The sequence below is a fragment of the Yokenella regensburgei genome, assembly GCF_051486985.1.
GTDB lineage: Bacteria > Pseudomonadota > Gammaproteobacteria > Enterobacterales > Enterobacteriaceae > CBFFRJ01.
On the sequence record NZ_JAHVDV010000013.1, the window covers coordinates 56,917 to 75,677 of the forward strand.

Annotated in this window: 16 protein-coding genes; 8 read left to right on the forward strand and 8 right to left on the reverse strand. The window is 55.1% G+C overall.

What is annotated here, in order from left to right; genetic code table 11:
- Positions 1-48: 48 nt before the first annotated feature.
- Positions 49-1,053, reverse strand: coding sequence for an ornithine carbamoyltransferase (gene argF, locus KXR87_RS11165; RefSeq protein ID WP_437432335.1), 1,005 nt, complete (start codon positions 1,051-1,053; stop codon positions 49-51).
- Between the two features lie 160 nt (positions 1,054-1,213).
- On the opposite strand from argF, the gene rraB reads away from it, so the two are divergent.
- Positions 1,214-1,636: a ribonuclease E inhibitor RraB gene (rraB, locus tag KXR87_RS11170; protein ID WP_437432336.1), complete on the forward strand. Its 423-nt coding sequence runs from the start codon at positions 1,214-1,216 to the stop codon at positions 1,634-1,636.
- 44 nt (positions 1,637-1,680) lie between these two features.
- A complete protein-coding gene (gene miaE / locus KXR87_RS11175; protein WP_437432337.1) occupies positions 1,681-2,439 on the forward strand; it encodes a tRNA isopentenyl-2-thiomethyl-A-37 hydroxylase MiaE in 759 nt (252 codons plus the stop codon).
- 162 nt (positions 2,440-2,601) lie between these two features.
- Here the strand turns inward: miaE and KXR87_RS11180 are convergent, their stop codons facing one another.
- Entirely contained in the window at positions 2,602-3,105 is a 504-nt protein-coding gene (locus KXR87_RS11180) for a GNAT family N-acetyltransferase (RefSeq protein WP_437432338.1), read from the reverse strand.
- Positions 3,106-3,282: 177 nt separating this feature from the next.
- On the opposite strand from KXR87_RS11180, the gene KXR87_RS11185 reads away from it, so the two are divergent.
- On the forward strand, positions 3,283-4,473 hold the full coding sequence (locus KXR87_RS11185; RefSeq protein WP_437432339.1) for a YjgN family protein: 1,191 nt from the start codon (positions 3,283-3,285) through the stop codon (positions 4,471-4,473).
- A gap of 211 nt (positions 4,474-4,684) precedes the next feature.
- Positions 4,685-5,887, forward strand: a complete 1,203-nt coding sequence (locus tag KXR87_RS11190) for a YjgN family protein (protein WP_437432340.1) — start codon at positions 4,685-4,687, stop codon at positions 5,885-5,887.
- A gap of 60 nt (positions 5,888-5,947) precedes the next feature.
- Here the strand turns inward: KXR87_RS11190 and KXR87_RS11195 are convergent, their stop codons facing one another.
- The 3 genes from KXR87_RS11195 to pepA all read right to left on the reverse strand — a co-directional run bounded on the left by KXR87_RS11195 (position 5,948) and on the right by pepA (position 10,883).
- Entirely contained in the window at positions 5,948-8,803 is a 2,856-nt protein-coding gene (locus KXR87_RS11195; protein ID WP_437432341.1) for a valine--tRNA ligase, read from the reverse strand.
- Positions 8,803-9,246 carry a DNA polymerase III subunit chi gene (gene holC / locus KXR87_RS11200; protein WP_437432342.1) on the reverse strand — a complete coding sequence of 148 codons (444 nt, stop codon included), beginning with the start codon at positions 9,244-9,246 and terminating at the stop codon, positions 8,803-8,805. The genes KXR87_RS11195 and holC overlap by 1 nt, the downstream gene beginning before the upstream one ends.
- Positions 9,247-9,371: 125 nt before the next feature.
- A complete protein-coding gene (gene pepA, locus KXR87_RS11205; RefSeq protein ID WP_437432343.1) occupies positions 9,372-10,883 on the reverse strand; it encodes a leucyl aminopeptidase in 1,512 nt (503 codons plus the stop codon).
- A 153-nt stretch (positions 10,884-11,036) separates the two neighbouring features.
- On the opposite strand from pepA, the gene KXR87_RS11210 reads away from it, so the two are divergent.
- The 4 genes from KXR87_RS11210 (at position 11,037) to KXR87_RS11225 (ending at position 15,683) form a co-directional block, all read left to right on the forward strand.
- Positions 11,037-11,087: a hypothetical protein gene (locus KXR87_RS11210; RefSeq protein ID WP_215195782.1), complete on the forward strand. Its 51-nt coding sequence runs from the start codon at positions 11,037-11,039 to the stop codon at positions 11,085-11,087.
- A 64-nt stretch (positions 11,088-11,151) separates the two neighbouring features.
- Positions 11,152-12,252 carry an LPS export ABC transporter permease LptF gene (gene lptF / locus KXR87_RS11215; protein WP_437432344.1) on the forward strand — a complete coding sequence of 367 codons (1,101 nt, stop codon included), beginning with the start codon at positions 11,152-11,154 and terminating at the stop codon, positions 12,250-12,252.
- The gene (gene lptG, locus KXR87_RS11220; RefSeq protein WP_437432345.1) at positions 12,252-13,334 is read left to right on the forward strand and encodes an LPS export ABC transporter permease LptG; all 1,083 of its coding nucleotides are present in this window, start codon (positions 12,252-12,254) and stop codon (positions 13,332-13,334) included. The genes lptF and lptG overlap by 1 nt, the downstream gene beginning before the upstream one ends.
- 711 nt (positions 13,335-14,045) lie before the next feature.
- Positions 14,046-15,683 carry a dihydroxyacetone kinase subunit DhaK gene (locus KXR87_RS11225; RefSeq protein ID WP_437432346.1) on the forward strand — a complete coding sequence of 546 codons (1,638 nt, stop codon included), beginning with the start codon at positions 14,046-14,048 and terminating at the stop codon, positions 15,681-15,683.
- Between the two features lie 372 nt (positions 15,684-16,055).
- Here the strand turns inward: KXR87_RS11225 and ahr are convergent, their stop codons facing one another.
- Genes ahr through KXR87_RS11240 form a run of 3 tightly spaced genes read right to left on the reverse strand, consistent with a single transcriptional unit; the run spans position 16,056 to position 18,724 of the window.
- The gene (gene ahr, locus KXR87_RS11230; RefSeq protein WP_437432347.1) at positions 16,056-17,075 is read right to left on the reverse strand and encodes an NADPH-dependent aldehyde reductase Ahr; all 1,020 of its coding nucleotides are present in this window, start codon (positions 17,073-17,075) and stop codon (positions 16,056-16,058) included.
- 57 nt (positions 17,076-17,132) lie between these two features.
- Complete coding sequence (locus KXR87_RS11235; protein ID WP_437432348.1) at positions 17,133-17,711, reverse strand: class I SAM-dependent methyltransferase; 579 nt, start codon at positions 17,709-17,711, stop codon at positions 17,133-17,135.
- Positions 17,711-18,724, reverse strand: a complete 1,014-nt coding sequence (locus tag KXR87_RS11240; protein WP_437432349.1) for an HNH endonuclease — start codon at positions 18,722-18,724, stop codon at positions 17,711-17,713. Before KXR87_RS11240 ends, KXR87_RS11235 begins: the two co-directional genes overlap by 1 nt.
- Positions 18,725-18,761 lie beyond the last annotated feature (37 nt).

The window sequence follows — 18,761 nt, forward strand, 5'->3', positions numbered from 1 at the left end:
GCTACGCCTGAGTGTCGCCACGGTAGGCGTAGCGCGCCGTGGAAATGATTACGGAGCCAGCGTCGCCACCATCACCGCTTTAATCGTATGCATCCGGTTTTCAGCCTGATCAAACACAATGCTTGCGGCTGATTCAAACACCTCATCCGTCACTTCCATCCCGCCGTGCAGACCAAACTCTTCCGCCATTTTCTTGCCGAGCGTGGTCTGGTCGTCATGGAATGCCGGCAGGCAGTGAAGGAATTTCACATTGGCATTGCCGGTCAGTGTCAGCATCTGGCTGTTCACCTGGTACGGGCGTAGCAGGCTGATCCGCTCTGCCCATTTTTCCTTTGCCTCGCCCATTGAGACCCACACGTCAGTGTAGATAAAGTCCGCGTCCTTCACGCCTGCGGCAATATCTTCAGTCAGTGTAATGTTGCCGCCGTTCTTCCTGGCCTGCGCCGTGCATTCTGTCACCAGGCGCTCTTCCGGCCAGCAGGCGGTCGGGGCGACAAGACGCAGATCCAGGCCAACCAGGGCGGCGGCTTCCAGCATTGAGTTACCCATGTTATTGCGCGCATCGCCGGCATACACCAGGGTCATCTCGTTAAAGGGTTTTCCCGGCAGGTGTTCCTGCATGGTCAGTAAATCGGCCAGCAGCTGGGTCGGGTGGAACTCATTTGTCAGGCCATTCCATACCGGTACTCCGGCGAATTCCGCCAGCGTTTCAACGATTTCCTGGCCGTAACCACGATACTGAATCCCGTCGTACATTCTTCCCAGCACGCGCGCAGTATCTTTAATTGATTCTTTATGCCCAATCTGACTGCCGCTTGGGCCGAGATAAGTGACGCGAGCGCCCTGGTCAAATGCGGCAACTTCGAAAGAGCACCGGGTGCGAGTGGAGTCTTTTTCGAAGATGAGCGCGATGTTTTTACCAGTAAGCTTTTGTACTTCCTGACCTTTTTTCTTATCAGATTTTAACCGGGCGGCAAGTTGTAGCAGGGTGTTGATTTGTTCAGGGGTAAAATCGAGTAATTTTAAAAAGTGCTTTTGGTAAAACGTCGTCATGGTTCCCTCACCTGGCTGGCCACTTATTGAATTAAAATTCAATTTATATGTATTAATATTCATTTTCAAGCGCTATGAATAAATCTTTTCTCCCAGGAGTGGAGGCATTGACGGCGGTATGTGACAATAAGTCTATCTGCCACATTATGAGGAATGAGCCATGGCGAACCCGGAACAACTGGAAGAGCAGCGCGAAGAGACGCGTTTGATTATTGAAGAATTGCTGGAAGACGGCAGCGATCCTGATGCGCTGTACACCATTGAGCATCACCTGTCGGCAGATGACTTCGAAACTCTGGAAAAAGTGGCGGTCGAAGCCTTTAAGATGGGCTATGAAGTGACCGAGCCGGAAGAGCTGGAGCTGGAAGATGGCGAAGTCGTTATCTGCTGCGACCTGCTTTCTGAGAGCGCACTGAATGCCGATCTGATTGATGCTCAGGTTGTACAACTGATGGATCTCGCAGAAAAATTTGAAGTCGAATACGACGGTTGGGGCACCTACTACGAAGACCCGAACGGTGAAGACGGCGACGAAGGTGATGACGATTATGAGGATGAAGACGACGACGGCGTGCGTCACTAAATCCCCCTGCGGCGGCTTCGGCTGCCGCACTGCAAGGAACAGGCATGGATTACCCGCAAATACTCTCTCCGGTTTTACACTTTCTGCACTGCACGACCCCGCAAGCCTGGATAGACAAAGCCCGTGACCCGGCACATCTGCCTCTGTTACTCACCGACCATCTGATCTGCGAACTGAAAGCGGCGCAAACGGCCATGCTGTTGGTGCGTAAATACGTTGCCAGTAAAGAAGGGGCCAACATGCTGCTGGAATGGCTGAAACCCTACGAGGCGTTCGCCTTTCGTGAAGGGCCAGAGCCCGATTTCAATACGTTGCAAAAACAGGTAGCCAAAGGCGCGATGCCCAAAACGGAGGATCCGTGGGGACAGGCATTAATCGACAGCATGGTATTGCTGATTAAAGAAGAGTTGCACCATTTCTGGCAGGTTCGTGAAGCCATGACAGCGCGCAATATTCCCTATGTGAAAATCACCGCCAGTCGTTACGCCAAAGGTATGCTGAAAGGGGTGCGCACGCATGAACCGTTGACTCTTATCGATAAGCTCATCTGTGGCGCCTATATCGAAGCGCGATCCTGCGAGCGCTTTGCGGCGCTGGCACCGCATCTGGACGATGAGCTAAAAGCATTCTATCTGTCACTATTGCGCTCGGAGGCCCGCCATTATCAGGATTACCTGACGCTGGCGCAGCAAATTTCAAAGACCGACATTACGCCACGTATTCGCTATTTTGGTGAGGTTGAAGCCGCCTTGATCAGCACCCCTGATGCCGAATTCCGCTTTCACAGCGGCGTGCCGCTCTGACCTGTCAGAAGCGGTTGTTCTGTTTCTCACGGCGTGACATCTTTCCAGGGCGGTTAAAGAGGCGGCATTACCGCTTTGGTGAGTGTTGTGGGCGTTATTCGGCTGACCGCGGAATATCAGTAAGCGGTTTGCCTCTCCCGTACAACGTGAGGGAGGCATGGTTTAAAGTGATTTCAACATCCTTACTTCGCAATCCACATGCCCGGTACAGCCGAGCGGCTCATGAATATGCATAAAGCCAAGGTGTTCGTACAGGCCTATTGCCTCTTTCAGAAAGGCCGTAGTCTCCAGATAACAGCGCGTAAACCCCTGCGCACGCGCGTGATCAAGGGCGAGAAGGGCCAGTTTTTTTGCCATCCCCAGGCCACGCGCTGAGGGCAGGAAATACATCTTTTGCAGCTCGCAGATATCCGGCTCGCTACCGCTCAGTGGTGCTACGCCGCCGCCGCCCACAACAACGCCATCCTGCTCAACCACCCAATAGGCATGGCCCGGTTGGCTGTAGAGTTGATAAAGCTCATCAAGATTAGGATCGGCCACGGTATAGCCTTTGTCAGCAGTCAGACCGTATTCTGCGGAAACCTGACGGATAACGGCGGCGATAACGGCATTATCACAGGCACGAATTGGGCGTAATGTTACGCACTGTTTAGCCACTACATTCATACATACACTCAATAATACAAACTTATTAATTGGCGTATTTAATAGCACTCTCTGAAAGTGCGTGCAAGTTGTTTAATACAGATGCCATTTATTGGTCGATACGTTATCGTAGCGCGCTCACGGAAGTGATAATCATTATTTGCTTATTCAATGCTTATATTTAAGGATGATGTTTTTATGCACGGAGATATCCGTTTTAAGAATGATGTAAGGCAGTCGTTTATATTTCATGGTAAAGGTCTGGACTATTTTTTAATTTCACTAGTCAATATTTTTCTGTCGCTTATCACTATTGGTATTTACATGCCCTGGGCGATGGTGCGATCCCGCCGTTACCTCTATGAAAATCTCGAACTCAACGGCGCACGCTTTGGCTACCACGCAAAGGGGAGTGCACTGTTTCTGAGCTGGCTACTCATGGCGATAATCCTGTTTATTGTTGTCTTTGTCGCCGGGCTGCTCCATCCTTTTGTAAGCTCATTGACTCTGTTTGTTATCATGCTGGTGATGCCGTTTCTGATGGTAAAAAGCCTGCAATATAATGCCCTGATGACCACGCTGAATAATATCCGCTTTGCATTTCATTGTTCGATGAAAAGCGCCTGGTGGATAATAATGGGGCTGCCCACGCTGTTGACCCTTATTTTATGCACGGTTTTATTTAGCCTCGGGTATATGATGTTCAACGGTTATAATTTTGACGGTTTGCTGGTGAAAATCATTCTCCTTGCGCTAATTGGAATAACGGGCCTGAGCGGGATCAATGGCTATGTCTATGCCAGATGGCTCTCCCTGATTGGGCAGAGCGGGCAGTTTGGCGTGCATAAATTTGATATTCATGTCAGCACGAAATTCTGTATTAAAGCCTGCCTGTTCTCGCTGTGTATTTTAATCCCTTTTTTAGGGCTGATTTTCTACTGCTTCTCACTGTCGTTTAGCAATATGGACATGCTGCGGAGGATGGGCGGTTCAGACAACGAGGTGATTTCGCATTTCCCTGGGCTGATTTTGTTGTGCTACCTGCTCTACTTCGCGGCGATTTTGCTCTCCTCTGCTTATATCTGGCAGGCCTATCGCAACCACTTTATGAATGGACTAACCCTGGCAGACGGGCGCATTCGTTTTGCCTCAACCCTGACATTTTACGGTGTTGTTGTCCAGTTGTTGCAGTTGGTTTTCGTCTCGATGATAACCTGTGGCTTAGCCTATCCGTGGATGAAGATGCGCTTTATCCGCTATCAGGCCCGCCACTCCTGGGTAGAAGGTTGCCTCTCCAGCGTGGCATTGACTGACCACAATGAACAGGTGGATAAAGGTGTGGTTGCAACGGTGTCTCGCGGCGTGATGCCGGTGATTCCCTTTCTTTAACCTTGCCGGCCGAAGCGTACTTCGGCCTTTATTTCACTCTCAGTTTTTCCGCCTGTTTTCCCGCTATAGCATCATCAGCATACCCTGACAATCCCAGTAATATTAGTCGCTACATTTTTAGTACAAAATTAACTAAACTTAATAACGGCAATAAAAACCGCAATGGTAGTGTGGCTTATTTGGTGTTGTTCTATTTACGATAAGGATTGTTATGTCTTTCGAAACTCAAGGTGCTACGGCAGCACCCTCACGGAATTTTACGTTCCAGGGGAGCGGTGCCGGCTATTTCTGGATCTGGCTGGTTAATATTTTACTGACTATTGTCACGATGGGACTTTTTTTACCCTGGGCATTAGTACGTGCACGCCGTTATTTTTATGCTAATACGGAACTGGAAGGGGCGCGTTTTTCTTACCATGCCACCGGCAGTTCGGTATTCATCGGCTGGCTCTGCCTGGTGGTGCTTTACGTTATCTTTTTTGTAAACATGGTCCACAATAACGTCCTGTTATCCTTTTGTATGATTGGGCTCTTTTTGATCTTCTTTCCCTGGCTGGTGACACAGGGTCTGCGCTATCAGATGCTGATGACGGAAATTAACAATGTCCGTTTCAGCTTCTATGCCAGCCCGCTGCGCGCCTGGTGGGTGATGCTGGGTTGTCCGTTGCTCATCATGGTGGTCTCCGTTCTTATTTTCTCCGGAATAATGACCAGCACCATGAGCACGGGTTCTTATACGGCGATGTTTGTGGGTATTGGCATTGGTTCGCTCTGTCTGCTGCTCGGTATGGCCGTAATGCAGGGGATCTACACGGCGCAGTGGTACGGTATGCTGGTAAATAACCTGCAGTATGGCACGCAGAAATTTGCCGGCAGCTTCTCCATCAAGAAATGTACTATGATTGCGCTGTTCTCAATGTTGCTGCTGTTCCCGTTCCTTGCGCTGGCGATGTTTATTGTCGTTCCGGCCCTGATGACCCTGATGCAGTACTCATCGGTGGTAGGGGGCGATCCTGAGCAACTGGCAGTGCTGGCCGGGCCGCTCTACAGCAGAATGGTGCTGGCTTACTTTGTCTATATTTTCGGGGCGTTGTTCTGCTTTATTTTCGCCTTCGTGAAAATGCGTAACTACATCTATTCGCAGGTTTCGCTGGCGCAAAACATCCACTTCTCCTCAACCGTCACTATTGGTCGTGTGATGTGGCTGTCGGTAACCAACGTTCTGGTGTGCATGGTAACGCTGTTCCTGGCGTGGCCGTGGGCGAAAGTGCGTTTTACCCGCTATGTGCTGGAAAACACCCATGTGCACGGCGAGTTGCAGAATCTGACGCTGGAAAATCATGGTCAGCAACCGGCGAAAGACCCGGCGAACCTGCTGGCGCGTGGGCTTTCCTTCTTCCCTGCGGTGTTCTGATTACGCTCAGTAAATAAAAAAGCCAGGCGTAAAAGCCTGGCTTTTTATTTTGCAACCCGATTACAGTGCGGCGATAACGGCCTGCTGCTCAATCAGCTTGGCTTTGGCTTCGGCATAGCCATCCAGCTTCTCACGCTCTTTGGCAATCACCGCTTCCGGTGCGCGGGCCACAAAGCCTTCATTGGACAGTTTGCTTTCGATGCGGCCAATCTCACCTTCGATCTTCGCCACTTCTTTCGCCAGACGTGCAAGCTCATCGTCTTTATTGATAAGACCCGCCATCGGGATCAGCAGCTCTGCGCCGTCAACAATCTTGGTCACGGAAACCGGACCTTTCTCGTTAGCTGGCAGTACGGTGATGCTCTCCAGGCGTGCCAGGTTCAGCAGGAAGCTGCGGTTGTCATTCACACGACGCTCCGCATCTTTGCTGCAACCGCGCAGCAGCAGCTCAAGCGGTTTACCCGGAGAGATGTTCATCTCGGCGCGGATGTTACGCACGGCGATAATCGCCTGCTTCAGCCATTCGGTGTCAGCGGCAGCGGCTTCATCAACCTGAGACGCATCGTACTGCGGCATAGGTTGCAGCATGATGGTGTCAGCGGTAATGCCTTTCAACACTTTTACACGCTGCCAGATGGTTTCGGTGATAAACGGAATGATCGGGTGCGCCAGACGCAGCAGCGCTTCCAGCACGTTGACCAGCGTGTTGCGGGTACCACGCAGTTCCGCTTCAGAGCCGCCGTTCATCACCGGCTTGGTCAGCTCCAGATACCAGTCGCAGAACTGGTTCCAGGTGAATTCATACAGAATGCCCGCCGCAATATCGAAACGGAAGTTATCCAGCGCTTCACGGTAGGCTTTCACGGTCTGGTTAAATTCCGCAAGGATCCAGCGATCGGCAAGAGAAAGCACCATATCGCCGCCGTTAAAGCCGCAGTCCTGCTCTTCGGTGTTCATCAGTACGAAGCGGCTGGCGTTCCAGAGTTTGTTACAGAAGTTACGGTAACCTTCCAGGCGCTTCATGTCCCAGTTGATGTCACGACCGGTGGAGGCGAGCGCGGCCAGGGTGAAACGCAGGGCATCGGTGCCGTGTGGCTCAATGCCGTTCGGGAACTGTTTCTCGGTGCGTTTGGCTATTTTCTCAGCCAGTTGCGGCTGCATCATATTGCCGGTGCGTTTTTCCAGCAGATCTGCCAGAGAGATACCGTCGACCATATCCAGAGGATCGATAACATTGCCCTTGGATTTGGACATCTTCTGGCCTTCGTCATCACGAATCAGACCGGTCATGTAGACGGTATGGAACGGCACCTGCGGCTTGCCATCTTCATCTTTGATGAAGTGCATGGTCATCATGATCATGCGGGCAATCCAGAAGAAGATGATGTCGAAGCCAGAGACCATCACGCTGCTCGGGTGGAACTGACGCAGGGCGTCGGTATTCTCCGGCCAGCCGAGGGTGGAGAAGGTCCACAGGGCGGAGGAGAACCAGGTGTCGAGCACGTCTTCGTCCTGGCGCAGGGCAACGTCAGCGCTCAGGTTATTTTCCTGGCGCACTTCAGCTTCGGTGCGGCCCACGTAGACGTTGCCTGCTTCGTCGTACCACGCCGGGATACGGTGACCCCACCACAGCTGACGGGAGATACACCAGTCCTGAATATCACGCATCCAGGAGAAGTACATGTTTTCATACTGTTTCGGCACGAACTGAATGCTGCCGTTTTCAACCGCTTCCACCGCCGGTTTCGCCAGCACGTCAGCGCGAACGTACCACTGATCGGTCAGCATCGGTTCGATAACCACGCCGCCGCGGTCGCCGTAAGGCACGGTCAGGTCGTGGGGTTTAATCTCTTCCAGCAGGCCCAGCGCATCGACAGCGGCAACCACCGCTTTGCGCGCGGCAAAACGTTCCAGTTTCTGGAACTCAGCCGGGATGGCGCTGGAATAGACGTCAGACTCTTCGCCTTTGGTGTCATAGACTTCGGCGCTTTCACGGATGTCGCCGTCAAAGGTCAGGATGTTGATCATCGGCAACTGATGACGACGACCCACTTCGTAGTCGTTAAAGTCGTGTGCCGGGGTGATTTTCACGCAGCCGGTGCCCTTTTCCATGTCGGCGTGTTCGTCGCCCACAACAGGAATGCGGCGGTTCACCAGCGGCAGCACCACGAATTTGCCAATCAGGTCTTTGTAGCGCGGATCTTCCGGGTTAACTGCCACGCCGGTATCACCGAGCAGGGTTTCCGGACGGGTGGTCGCAACCACCAGATAATCTTTACCGTCTGCGGTTTTTGCGCCGTCGGCCAGCGGGTAGCGGATATGCCACATGGACCCTTTGGACTCACGGTTTTCCACTTCGAGGTCGGAAATCGCCGTACGCAGTTTCGGGTCCCAGTTCACCAGGCGCTTGCCACGGTAAATCAGGTCTTCTTTATACAGGCGGACGAAGACTTCTTTCACGGCATTAGACAGGCCTTCGTCCATGGTGAAGCGCTCGCGCTCCCAGTCCACGGAGTTACCCAGACGGCGCATCTGGCGGGTAATGGTGCCGCCGGATTCTGCCTTCCACTGCCAGATTTTATCGATGAAGGCGTCGCGGCCGTAATCGTGGCGGGTTTTCCCTTCTTCAGCGGCAATTTTACGCTCAACCACCATCTGGGTGGCGATACCTGCGTGGTCGGTACCGGCCTGCCACAGAGTATTTTTACCCTGCATACGCTGGTAGCGGATCATGGTATCCATGATGGTTTGCTGGAAGGCATGACCCATATGCAAACTGCCGGTGACGTTCGGCGGCGGGATCATGATGCAGAAGCTTTCCTGGCTTTCATCGCCATTGGGTTTGAAGTAGCCCTGCTTTTCCCAGTGCTCGTAAAGCGGCTGTTCGATATCTTGTGGGTTGTATGTCTTTTCCATTATTTCCAGGTTGCCGTGTTCAGGTTGAAACCAGCCATGCGATAGGCTTTATAGCGCTCGCGAGCCAGTTGTTTCAGAGTGTCTTCGTAAGGGACAAAGTCTATCACTTCTGTGAAAGCGGTGGCAAAATCTGCAAAGTTCGTGCGCAGGCTGATAAGCACATCGCGGGCGCTGCTGTTGCGCTTTTGCGGCCAGGCGATTTCGACCGGCGCGCCGCCACGTGGGCCTTCACCCGCCAGGTTATGCGGCACAAAGCTTTCCGTTGGCCTTGCCCACAGCGCTTCGTCGAGGCGAATAGCCTGTTGCTCATCTTCGCAGGCAATCAGTACGCGTTTGCCAGTGCGCCAACGTTCTGCGGCAATCTCACACACCAGTTGCTCGACGGCGCTCAGGCCATCCTGCTGCGTGTCGTTGTCCAGAAGATAAAACGTGGCGTTCTTCATGATATGGGGCTTCTTGTGGTGGATTTAAATCGTACACCCTCACCCCGACCCTCTCCCTCAAGGGAGAGGGAGAAAACCTAACCCTCGCCCCTTTGGGAGGAGGGTTAGGGTGAGGGGGATTTTGCTTACTCTTCGCCGTTAAAACCCGCACGGTTCAGCAGGAACTGCGACAGCATGGCAACAGGACGACCTGTCGCGCCTTTGGCTTTACCGGAGCGCCATGCGGTACCGGCGATGTCCAGATGGGCCCAGTTGTACTTACGGGTAAAGCGAGACAGGAAGCAGCCCGCCGTGATGGCACCGCCGGGACGTCCGCCAATGTTTGCCATGTCGGCAAAATTAGAGTCCAGCTGTTCGTAGTACTCATCACCCAGCGGCAGACGCCATGCGCGGTCGCCCGCCTGTTCTGAAGCACCAATCAGCTCATGCGCCAGCGGGTTGTGGTTCGACATCAGCCCGGTGATGTGATGGCCCAGCGCAATCACGCAAGCACCAGTCAGGGTCGCCACATCGATAACCGCTTCCGGCTCAAAACGCTCAACGTAGGTCAGCACATCGCACAGTACCAGACGGCCTTCAGCATCAGTGTTGAGCACTTCAACGGTCTGGCCGGACATGGTAGTCAGCACGTCACCCGGACGATAGGCGCGTCCACCCGGCATGTTTTCACAGCCAGCCAGTACGCCCACAACGTTAATCGGCAGTTGCAGCTCTGCGACCATGCGCATTACGCCGTACACCGCCGCCGCACCGCACATGTCATACTTCATCTCGTCCATGCCTTCGGCAGGCTTGATGGAGATACCGCCGGAGTCAAAGGTCAGCCCTTTGCCCACCAGCACAATCGGGCGCGCCTCTTCTGACGGGTTGCCTTTGTATTCAATGACAGACATCAGGGATTCGTTCTGCGAACCGTTACCGACCGCCAGGTAAGAGTGCATGCCCAGCTCGCGCATCTGCTGCTCGCCAATCACCCGGGTAATGACGTTTTTACTGTAGGAGTCAGCCAGCTGGCGCGCCTGAGAGGCCAGGTAGGCCGCGTTGCAGATATTGGGCGGCATATTGCCGAGATCTTTTGCCGCTTTGATGCCGGCGGCAATGGCCAGACCGTGCTGAATGGCACGTTCACCGCTGGTCAGTTCACGGCGAGTCGGCACATTAAAGACCATTTTACGCAGCGGACGACGTGGCTCGCTCTTATTGGTCTTCAACTGGTCAAAACTGTAGAGCGACTCTTTTGCGGTTTCCACCGCCTGGCGCACCTTCCAGTAGGTGTTACGGCCTTTCACGTGCAGCTCGGTCAGGAAGCAGACGGCCTCCATAGAACCGGTGTCATTCAGGGTATTGATAGTTTTCTGGATGACCTGCTTATACTGGCGTTCATCCAGCTCACGTTCTTTACCGCAACCAATTAACAAAATGCGTTCGGAGAGCACATTTGGAACGTGGTGCAGCAGCAGGGTTTGTCCTGGTTTGCCTTCCAGTTCGCCACGGCGCAGCAGGGCGCTGATGTAACCGTCGCTGATTTTGTCGAGTTGCTCGGCAATCGGCGAGAGACGGCGCGGCTCAAAAACACCCACAACGATGCAGGCACTCCGCTGTTTCTCGGGGCTACCGCTTTTTACACTGAACTCCATGCACTACGCTCCTGAATCTTAAAGACAACAGCGGCGGCTACGGATAGAATTGCAAGCTTTCGTAACTCGGTTCCGCTGTTGCGGTGACTTCGTGTTAATCTTAACGTTACTTGGGTTTCGGCACGTCAGATCGGGGTCGGATACGTTTAACCGCTGAGTATAATAATCTTAGCGATGATTTCGACGACTCAAGAGAATAAATGACGTTTAAGCCACGAAACAAGCGATTTTCCAGTAAAAAGACTGGTTTTTACGGGCGTAATGTAAAGTGATAATCATAAGATATCTTGCGCGGGAGACGCTTAAAAGCCAGCTTGCGATCCTATTCATCCTGCTTCTGATCTTCTTTTGTCAGAAACTGGTCAGGATCCTTGGCGCAGCGGTCGACGGCGAAATTCCAACGAACCTGGTGCTCTCGCTACTGGGTCTCGGCGTGCCTGAAATGGCGCAACTTATCCTGCCTCTCAGTCTGTTCCTCGGTCTGCTGATGACGCTGGGCAAATTGTATACTGAAAGTGAAATTACCGTTATGCACGCCTGCGGCCTTAGCCGGGCGGTGCTGGTAAAGGCGGCAATGATCCTCGCGCTACTGACCGGTGCAGTGGCAGCCATCAACGTGATGTGGTTAAGCCCGTGGTCATCGCGCCATCAGGAAGTGGTACTGGCCGATGCCAAAGCCAACCCCGGCATGGCGGCACTGGCGCAGGGGCAGTTCCAGCAGGCCTCTGATGGCAACTCCGTAATGTTTATTGAGAGCGTTGATGGTAGCCAGTTTCACGAGGTCTTCCTTGCTCAACTACGCCCGAAAGGCAATGCGCGCCCGTCAGTGGTGGTCGCAGACTCCGGTCATCTTGCGCAGATGAAAGACGGCTCTCAGGTGGTGACCTTAAATCAGGGCACGCGCTTTGAAGGCACCGCGCTGCTACGTGATTTTCGCATCACCGATTTCAAAGACTATCAGGCAATTATCGGTCATCAGGCCGTAGCCCTGGACCCGGACGACACCGAGCAGATGAAGCTCGGCACCCTGTGGCGTACCGATAATCCGCGTGCGCAGGCAGAGTTCCACTGGCGTCTGACGCTCATCTTCACCGTCTTTATGATGGCGCTGATGGTTGTGCCGCTGAGCGTGGTCAACCCGCGCCAGGGCCGTGTGCTGTCGATGCTGCCAGCGATGCTGCTTTATCTGGTGTTCTTCCTGCTGCAGACCTCCCTGAGATCCAATGCCGCGAAGGGAAAAATTGATCCGTTGATTTGGATGTGGGCGGTGAACCTCGCGTACCTCGCGCTGGCAATCGGCCTGAATCTATGGGATACGGTGCCGATGCGCCGGATTCGCGCCCGCGTGATGGGCAGAGGAGCGGTATAATGCAGGCGTTTGGCGTACTTGACCGCTACATCGGTAAAACTATTTTCACCACCATCATGATGACGCTGTTCATGCTGGTGTCGCTCTCCGGCATCATCAAGTTTGTCGATCAGCTGAAAAAAGCCGGGCAGGGGAGCTACGACGCGCTGGGGGCGGGGCTCTATACCATCCTTAGCGTGCCGAAAGACATTCAGATTTTCTTCCCGATGGCTGCACTGCTCGGTGCCCTGTTAGGCCTCGGTATGCTGGCGCAACGTAGTGAACTGGTGGTGATGCAGGCATCCGGTTACACCCGTATGCAGGTGGCGCTCTCCGTTATGAAAACCGCCATCCCGCTGGTGCTGCTGACAATGGCGATTGGCGAATGGGTGGCCCCCCAGGGCGAGCAAATGGCGCGCAACCAGCGTGCGCAGTCAATGTACGGCGGCTCGCTGCTCTCCACGCAAACCGGTCTGTGGGCCAAAGATGGCAACAGTTTTGTCTACATTGAACGGGTGAAGGGCGATGACGAACTGGGCGGGGTGAGTATTTACGCCTTTAACGATCAGCGTCGTTTGCAGTCGGTACGCTACGCGGCGACTGCCAAATTTGACAAAGACCATAAGGTCTGGCGCCTCTCGCAGGTGGATGAATCGAACCTCACTGACCCGAAACAGGTGACGGGCGCGCAGACGCTGACCGGCACCTGGAAGACCAACCTCACGCCCGACAAACTGGGTGTGGTGGCGCTGGACCCCGATGCGCTCTCCATTAGTGGCCTGCACAACTACGTGAAGTACCTGAAGTCGAGCGGCCAGGATTCCGGGCGTTATCAGCTCAACATGTGGAGCAAAATTTTCCAGCCCATGTCGGTAGCGGTGATGATGCTGATGGCGCTGTCCTTTATCTTCGGGCCGCTGCGTAGCGTGCCAATGGGCGTGCGTGTGGTGACGGGTATCAGTTTCGGCTTTGTTTTCTACGTGCTTGATCAGATTTTCGGCCCATTGACTCTCGTCTATGGCATTCCACCGATAATCGGTGCCCTGCTCCCGAGCGCCTCGTTCTTCCTTATCAGCCTCTGGCTGTTGATGCGTAAGAGTTAGTTCTGCTCTTTCCCTCCGCCTGTAGATGAGGGCCCCGACTTTTCTCCCTCTACCCGTGGGAGAGGGTCGGAGTGAGGGCAGCAGACCGCACAAGGTAAAAGCAAAACGGCAACCTGCGTTGCCGTTTTTTGTGTTTTCTCCCTCGTCCCGTGGGCTGAAGCATCCCCAGTAATATGACGTTTTGCAGCGATATTACACTCCCATGAGAATAAAACAGTCACCGCGATGACAGGGTCCGGCTGAAAATCGATGAGGTGTTGACGGCTGACCGGGGCCGCCCGCAGGGAAGCGGGCGGAGGGGATAGCCTACAAGGATCCAGGCTGGTCCCCGACCCGATAGTCAGACGACATAAGCATCATGGACCGCGAAGCGCCGATTTTCCTGGCCGGGAGCCCGGGTCGCCAGGGTGGTGGCGGTGAACCACCCTGGCACGTTCACGGGTTCTGGCGTGAAAGAAAAGCAAGGAACATAAGGTGAACGGAATGACCACAAGCGCCGCATGTTTCCCCTCACCCTGGCCCTCTCCCCAAAGGGGCGAGGGAACTTTCCTTGCTCGTATTATTTGGCGGGGATCTCTCAGCCCCCGTGGGTGAGGGCACCAGACCGCACATAATGCCCATAACTTTCTCCATCGTTTACGCGGTTCTTGAAAACGTAATACGCAGCGCCGACTATGCTTGGCTTATGGTTCTCAAAAAATTCAGGAAGCTATGTCCAGATTCTTTTTTAATGACCGTAAACAACTGGTCAATGACGCCATTGAAGGAATGGTGATTTCCGCCCCTCACGGCAACCTGGTTCGCCTCGACATCGATCCCGCTATTCGCATTGTTGCCCGTGCCGACTGGGATAAATCCCGCGTCGCGGTCATTTCTGGTGGCGGCTCCGGCCACGAACCGGCCCATGCGGGCTTCGTCGGTAAGGGAATGCTTACTGCCGCCGTATGCGGCGACGTCTTTGCCTCCCCAAGCGTCGATGCGGTGCTTAACGCCATTGTGGCGGTGACCGGCGATCGCGGTTGCCTGCTCATCGTCAAAAACTATACCGGCGACCGGCTGAACTTCGGCCTTGCCGCCGAGAAAGCCAAACGTTACGGCCTGAAAGTGGAAATGGTGATTGTCGCCGACGATATTGCCCTGCCGGATAATAAGCAGCCGCGCGGGATCGCCGGGACAGCGCTGGTGCACAAAATTGCAGGCTATGCGGCTGAGCAAGGGAAATCCTTAAGCGAAGTGCGTGACATCGCTCAGCAGGCGAGCGAGAGCGTCCGGAGCCTCGGACTGGCGATGGAGAGCTGTAACCTGCCGGGCAGCGAAGAGGATGACCGCATTCCACGCGGGCAGGTGGAACTGGGGCTGGGCATTCATGGTGAACCCGGCGCCAGTACTGTCGACAGCCACAACAGCAAGCAGCTGATTGAGGCGCTGGTGACGCCGTTGAAAGCGCTGGCGGGTAACGACCGCGTTGCGGTGCTGATTAACAATCTGGGCGGTGTCTCGGCGCTGGAGATGGCCCTGCTTACTAAAGAGCTGGCGCACTCGTCGCTGAAAGACCAGATTGCATATCTGATTGGTCCTGCAACCCTGGTCAGTTCGCTCGATATGAAAGGCTTCTCCCTTTCCGTGCTCCGGCTCAATGAGACCTTCGAGAAGGCGCTTTGCGCCGATGTGCAGACCGTGGGCTGGCAAAAACCGGTACCCTTCGCGCCGATGAAAACCCAGCGTCATAGCCCGGTCTACAACCAGCTTGAGACTGAACCTTCTGAAAATGCGCAGGTAAAAGCGCTGGTTTCTGCCGCCGCACAGACGCTAATCGGGCTGGAAAACCGCCTGAACGCGCTGGATGCCAAAGTCGGCGATGGCGATACCGGCTCGACCTTTGCCGACGGGGCGCGGGAAATTGCCAGCCTGCTTGAGCAGGGCAAGCTGCCGCTTAACAACACCGCGCAACTGCTGCAACTGGTGGGCGAACGACTCGCGACGGTGATGGGCGGCTCAAGCGGCGTGCTGATGTCGATTTTCTTCACCGCTGCGGGTCAGGCGGTGCACGACGGCAAAACGCTGCCCGAGGCGCTGCTACGTGGCTTAACGCAGATGAAACACTACGGTGGGGCAGACCTTGGCGATCGCACACTGATTGATGCACTGCAACCGGCGCTGGAGGCCCTGCGTGACCGCGGGCTGAATGCCGCCGCTGCCGCCGCGAAGACGGGTGCTGAGAAAACGGCGACCATGCAGAAAGCCGGCGCAGGCCGCTCGTCGTATGTGAACAGCCAGAATCTTGAAGGGGTGCAGGACCCCGGTGCCGTGGCGATTGCAGAAGTGTTTGCGGCGTTGAATAAGGGGTAACACCCCTCACCCTGACCCTCTCCCCAAAGGGGCGAGGGGATGGTTTCTCCCTCTCCCGGAGAGAACGCGCGGAGTGAACCGGAACTGCGCTTTTCTCCCTCTCTGAGGAAGAGCTCGGAGTGAAATGGAACTGCGCTTTTCTCCCTCTCTGAGGAAGAGCTCGGAGTGAAATGGAACTGCGTTTTGCTCCCTCTCTGAGAGAAAGCTTGGAGTGAACTGGGACTGCGCTTTTCTCCCTCTTTGAGAGAAAGCTCGGAGTGAACTGGAAGTGCGCTTTTCTCCCTCTCCCTCAGGGAGAGGGCAGGGGGGAGGGTGGAAACGCCTGCACCTCACCCCCACACCTGCTCCCGCCTTTCCCTCAGCGAGACATCATCAGAAATCCGCTTTCAGCACCACGCGGTAACGCGCCTTGCCGTCACGCACATGCTGCAACGCTTCGTTGATCTGCGACATCGGGAACATCTCCGTCGTCGGCGCGACCTTCGCACGACCCGCAAACTTCATCAGCTTACGCAGCTCGAACGGCGTACCGGTCGCGGAACCGGAGATGGTTCTGTCACCCGCAATCAGGGTAAACGCAGGCACTTCCAGCGGCTTCAGCACCGCGCCCACCGTGTGGAACGCACCGCCGTGGGCCAGGGCTTCAAAGTACGGCTGCCACTGCAGATCGACGTTTACGGTGTTGATGATGAGGTCGAACTGGCCCGCCAGCGCTTTCAGTGCCTCCGGGTCGCGGCTGTTTACCACATAATCCGCACCCATCAGACGCACTTCCGCTTCCTTCGCCGGGTTCGAACTGAACGCCGTCACCTCACAGCCCATTGCGTGCAGCAGCTTGATGGCGATATGCCCCAGTCCGCCAATACCAATCACCCCGACGCGGCTGGTGGCGGTGATATGGTGCATCAGCAGCGGTTTGAACACGGTGATGCCACCGCACAGCAGCGGACCCGCGGTTTCAATGTCAATGCTGTCCGGCAGGGGGATGACCCATTGCCAGCCCGCACGAATTTTGTCGGCAAAGCCACCGCGATTCAGGATGGTCGGCACAGCACCTTCGTGACAGTTGATCTGGTCGCCGTCGATACAGGCGTCGCAGTGGCCGCAGCTTTTCGCCGTCCAGCCGATGCCCACGCGCTGACCAACCTTCAGCCCTTTGCTCTGCGCCGTGCTACCCAGCGCCACCACGCGGCCAATCACTTCATGCCCGGCGACCAGCGGATATTGTGAGAAGCCCCATTCATTGTCGATCATCGACAAGTCAGAGTGGCAGATCCCGCAGTAGTCCACCTGCACTTCCACGTCTTCCTGACCTAACTCTCCCGCGTCATACTCAAACAGCTCCAGGTCAGCCCCGGCTTCTTTAGCGGCATAGCTTTTGATAATCGACATCGCCTTTCCCTCATGATGGTTGAGAATTGAGTGTAGAGGATAGAGAAATAGTCTGAGCTAATCTTTGCGTAACAAGGCGTTAAGCCAGGTTTCATCACGATCGGGGCGTTTGTCCTGCGTCGTCCACATCGACTGCACCCGGATGCCCGCAAGCTGCGCGACCAGCGCATTCAGCCCCGCTTCGGTTAAATCACTGAAATGACGACCACCTTTTTCGCGCTCGCTGTCGCCGTATTTGAATGAGACGTACCAGATGCCACCCGGCTTCAGCGCCTGCGCCAGGCTGCTCATCGCCTGCGGCAACTCCTGCGCGGGCACGTGCAACAACGACGCGCAGCACCAGATGCCATCGTAATGATGACTGCCCTGCACCTCGTTAAAGGTCATCTGTTTGACGGGCAGACCGCTGTGCTCGGTTGCCAGGCGCACCATTTCCGACGAGGCATCGAAGGCCTCGACCGCATAGCCCATCTCCACAAAGGCACGGGCATCGCGGCCGGAACCGCACCCGGCATCCAGCACGCGGGCACCGGGCGCGAGGTGCGCGACAAAGGGGGCGTAGAGCGAGGACATATCGACGCCGATGGTGTCGGAGAAGAACGCCTGCGCATGGTGTTGATAGTAGTTGATGGTCATCAGAAGGTATCCGGCCCGGCGGCCTTTGGCTCCCATTCGTGGAATAAGGTTACCCGCGCAGTGTTCCAGACATTTGACAGAAAATCATGCCGTTTTGCGCTGTTTGCGCCGGTCTGACGGATGAGAGTTTCGCGCAGCGGGAGGTGACTGGTAATGAAGTATTCGTTGCGATCGTGCAGGCGCTGAAGCAGTTTGGCCGACGGGACGCGGGCAAATTTTCCCTGCTTACCCCGGTTACAACATTTACAGGCCAGCACCAGGTTCCAGACGCCGTTCACATTGCCCACCTGGTCTTTGAGCATCCACGGAATAAAGTGGTCGACATCGGCCAGGTTTGCGTCGCCCGGCTCCACGCTGATGGGCGCGAAGCAGTAAAAGCAGCGTCCTTTCTGGTATCCGTTGAGGCTGTCGCGACAGCTGGTGATGGTGATGCGGCGGTTATTCTGGATGCTGAACAGCATGTTGTCCTGCGCGTCATGCTCCACGGCGATGAGGTTGCGCGACACGCCCATCGCCCAGCCCTGTTCAACCAGATTCCAGCGCGCGTCGGTCTCACACTTCAGGTTCTGGAACTGCTGACGCTCGGTGAGCTGATGGAAGTTTGTCGTCAGGCGGATGCCTTTATGGCTTTTGCGCTCATCGATGAAAAAGCGCTTTTCAATCTCGCCCTGATTCACATTGTGGAAGGCATCAATCACGTTGTTAAAGCCGAAGCGCACGGTGGTTGCGGTGAGGGCGTTCTGGTCGATCTCCCCGGCGTTAAACTGGCGACAGGCATCAAGATACTGACTTCTGGCAGAGGTGATTTGTTTGGGGGCCTGCGCCAGGTGACGGCACAGATGCTGGCTGAACGGCACGGCGAGGTCTTCCAGCAGGATGAGGTCACTGCCGTCGCGCTTTACGTCGTACATCGCATGCGCCAGCGCGAACTTGTAGGAAGCGACATTTTTGCCAAAGAGGATGATGCCGCGCCAGTAGTTCTCCAGCGTGGGCTCGACCTGATAGAAACGCATGTCTTGTCCTGAGTTATAGATGCGGTGAATACCAACA